This window comes from Leptothoe sp. PORK10 BA2, from assembly GCF_034932105.1.
In the GTDB taxonomy this organism is placed as follows: domain Bacteria; phylum Cyanobacteriota; class Cyanobacteriia; order Phormidesmidales; family Phormidesmidaceae; genus Leptothoe.
In genome coordinates this window covers 1-3,170 of sequence record NZ_JAYGIG010000113.1, presented here as the reverse complement: position 1 = coordinate 3,170, position 3,170 = coordinate 1, and the positions used below count along the sequence as shown (strand labels likewise).

2 protein-coding genes are annotated in these 3,170 nt (G+C 47.9%); both read right to left on the bottom strand.

The window, feature by feature from the left end; translation table 11 throughout:
* Nucleotides 1-95: 95 nt before the first annotated feature.
* Nucleotides 96-1,355 carry an AAA-like domain-containing protein gene (locus tag VB741_RS14825; protein WP_323365956.1) on the bottom strand — a complete coding sequence of 420 codons (1,260 nt, stop codon included), beginning with the start codon at nt 1,353-1,355 and terminating at the stop codon, nt 96-98.
* A 75-nt stretch (nt 1,356-1,430) separates the two neighbouring features.
* Nucleotides 1,431-2,891 (bottom strand): AAA-like domain-containing protein, encoded by a 1,461-nt coding sequence (locus VB741_RS14820; RefSeq protein ID WP_323365955.1) that lies wholly within the window; start codon nt 2,889-2,891, stop codon nt 1,431-1,433.
* Nucleotides 2,892-3,170: the final 279 nt, after the last annotated feature.

Genomic DNA, 3,170 nt, shown 5'->3' with positions numbered 1-3,170 from the left:
CAAATCTGAGCCCAAAGTCGCAGCCTAAAACCCAATTGTATCTCTTAGTTAAGATACTCAGGCCAGTCAATAGCTTGAGTACGATTCTGAATGCTTCAAGAACAGATTTTGTCTAAACTCCAGTCAATAAAGAATACCGTAGTGCGGTCGGCACTCAACAATACGCTCATCTTCAGCGTAATATCGCTGAGAATCTCATTTAAAATATAATCAAACCCTTTACCCTCCATCACATTCAGCATAGATAGCAGCTTCTGCTCCTGTTTAGAGACAGTTCTCATAAACTCCTCGTAAACATTGGACAACACCCGCTGTACCCACTGGTTGTTAAAGACCGTGGCATAAATTCGGTTATATACCCGCAACTGTTCACCCCGCTTGACCACTAGTCCCGCCAACTGCAGCTCTAGCTGTTCACCACTATCATCCGCCGATACATCACCATCTTTGAGAATGCGCTCATACAGCTGTAATAGGGAGCCCGTCCGCTTTTCGATGTTGAGCAACCGATCTCGAATCGTCTTTAAATGGGGGGGCTCATCCTGGGCTTCCCAGTTATCTAAAATACGGCTTTCCACCAGGACTGCCACATAGCGCTGTTCTTCCCCTGTCTGAATGGTTTCGTTCTTGGCCGTAATGGTCTGACACAGTTTCTGGGTCAACAGCGGCTGTCCCCCCGTCCAATCCAGGATGCACCGCAGCAATACCTCTGGCCGTTCCGCATTGATCAATCCCTGAGCCAGGGTCCGGGCTTCCTGAAACGTAAAACCATTCAGGTCAATGGCCCGACCCACATTGAACGGTGTGCAATACTTATCTGTAATCAAATCAGAGGGGGTTGTCACCCCCAACAGCGCAAAGGTAAGATGACCAGAATCTAAACAAGACCGGATACAGGCAAAAAAGTCATCGGTCTCAAACGGCAGTCGCCGCATGCTATCAATTTCATCAATAAAGACAACAATGGGCTGGGTGACATACCGAAGTAATATCTGCTCAATAAACTCATTGAAAATCTTGACCGGGGAGAGATAATCAACCTCCTTTAACCAATCGCGCAATTTTACCGGCAAGTCAAAACTCGTCACTAGCCGCCGCATGAAACCGGCATACCATTGCTGGGCGGTAATATCCTTACTGCCAATATTATTTAAATCAATGGCCGCACAGGCTACCCCCGCCTGTTGTAAACGGTGGAAGGTGCGCACCCGGAGACTGGTTTTACCCATTTGACGGGAGTTAAACACATAGCACAGCTCCCCTGCCTTTAACGCCTGGTATAGCGCCTCATCCGCCTCCCGCACAATGTAGCTGGGCGCGCCCAGGGGCAAATGTCCCCCTACCTTATATTTCATTACCGTTCTCCACCTGAATGTCTACTTGAATGACCTACTGGCCTGACGTTAGTCCTCAATTTGAGCATGCTCTAACTAACTGGATTCACAATGCAACCGATCGCTAAAATACTGGCGATAAAGCTCAAAACTAGGGGTCACGCCATTTCCCTGTAGTTTCACCAACCCCAGACTATGGAGCTTAAACGTATGGGCTGAGTCGAGAGAGATCGGCTCCCGACTGGCCAATACCTGACTAAAGGCTGCAGCCAAAACAGAATCCCGATTCAGATTCCACAATAGTCGCCGTAGATGGTCACCATAAATGCCCGATTCCGTCGGAGCACTCTTAAGCAGCTGCTCCCACGTCAATTCTCCCTGGACAATCCGATAAAACGCAAATCTCACCAGATAGGGATGACCACCAATGAGTGTGATTAACTGCTCGATTTGGCCAGAACTCCAGAGCAAACCATGGCGACGGGCCAAATCAGTAACTTGCTCCAGATTAAACTCCTTTAGCTCAATGGGTAATCCCACATTAAATGGGGACTGATTAATATCCAGTGGGATGTAGCCTTCAGTGGAATGCACGACCACCAGGCGTAGTTTTTCCCAAAGGCTACCGCCACCGACACCATAACCCGCCTCTTCATACCAGGCTCGCAGCAACCCAAAAAAGTCATCCACAATGTCAGAATATTGAAAAATCCGATCCACTTCATCCATGCCCAACACCAAGGGAGTGGAAATCTCCGGCAACAGGTAATCTTCAAAATAAGCCGTACAGTTATCCTTACTGCCATAGGCATCCGTCCAAAAGTCCTCTAAGCGCGGAGGTAGATTCAATTTTCGGGCTACTCGAGTGCAAAGCCAGCGCAGTAGCTGATCTAAACTACTAAAAATTGTCTGATCCGCAAGTTGAAAACTGAGCGGAATACTACGATACCCCTGTTCCTCGGCGTTATAAAGGATGCGGGCCATGAGAGAGGTTTTTCCCATCTGGCGTGGAGCCTTGATCCGAATCAGGGCTCCAGGCTTAAGGATTTCCTCATAGCACTGGGCGTCATAGGGCTGACGTTCAATGTAAAAAGCAGATGCCCGCCGCACCTGTCCCCTGGGTAGCTCGGGATCGGCCACAGGCGAAGGCGGTGGAGTTACAACAGATGAATAATGCTGGTCTGACGGGGAATGTAGAAGTTCAGTACTTTGAGTATATTTTTCCATAGCCTTCTCCCCAGGAGTATTTCCGGTTTGAATACTACTTAAAATTTTCTGAATCACAGGGCCATCATCCTCCGGATTTTTCCAGGTATACTGCCACGCCTGCTCCAGATAACGACGAATAGTATGGCTTAAAGCAAAAGGAGACTCTGCCCGTACATGGAGTACCAAAAGCCATGGATCACTGTTCTGCTGGCTCGTCTGTCGATCCCGCACCCGCTGCAACAGCTCAATCACCATTTCACTAATGGCCATTTGAGCTGAAAGCACCAGGATAAAATAATCACAATGGATTAGGTTTTGTTCAAAGTCAGCACTTGAAACGGCATCCAAATTTGTTAAAAATGTAGCATACCCAGCTGATTGCATTCCCTGATTAAGCGTCTTTGCCAGCTGTCCATCTAACGCCTGTCCCCGATAAACAACAGCAATTTGCCTTTGCTGCTTAGTCGCCCGTTCTACAGCCCCCTTCAGGCATTTTTTAGTAATAGACCTCTTGCAAAAATGATTATGTGCTAAATTGCTGTATTTTGCTGCCAGTCTTCGGCAAGGTTGAGTTCATAATTGTAGAGTGCCGCTATCAAATTGAATCGCAGCCCATAGCGTCGTCGT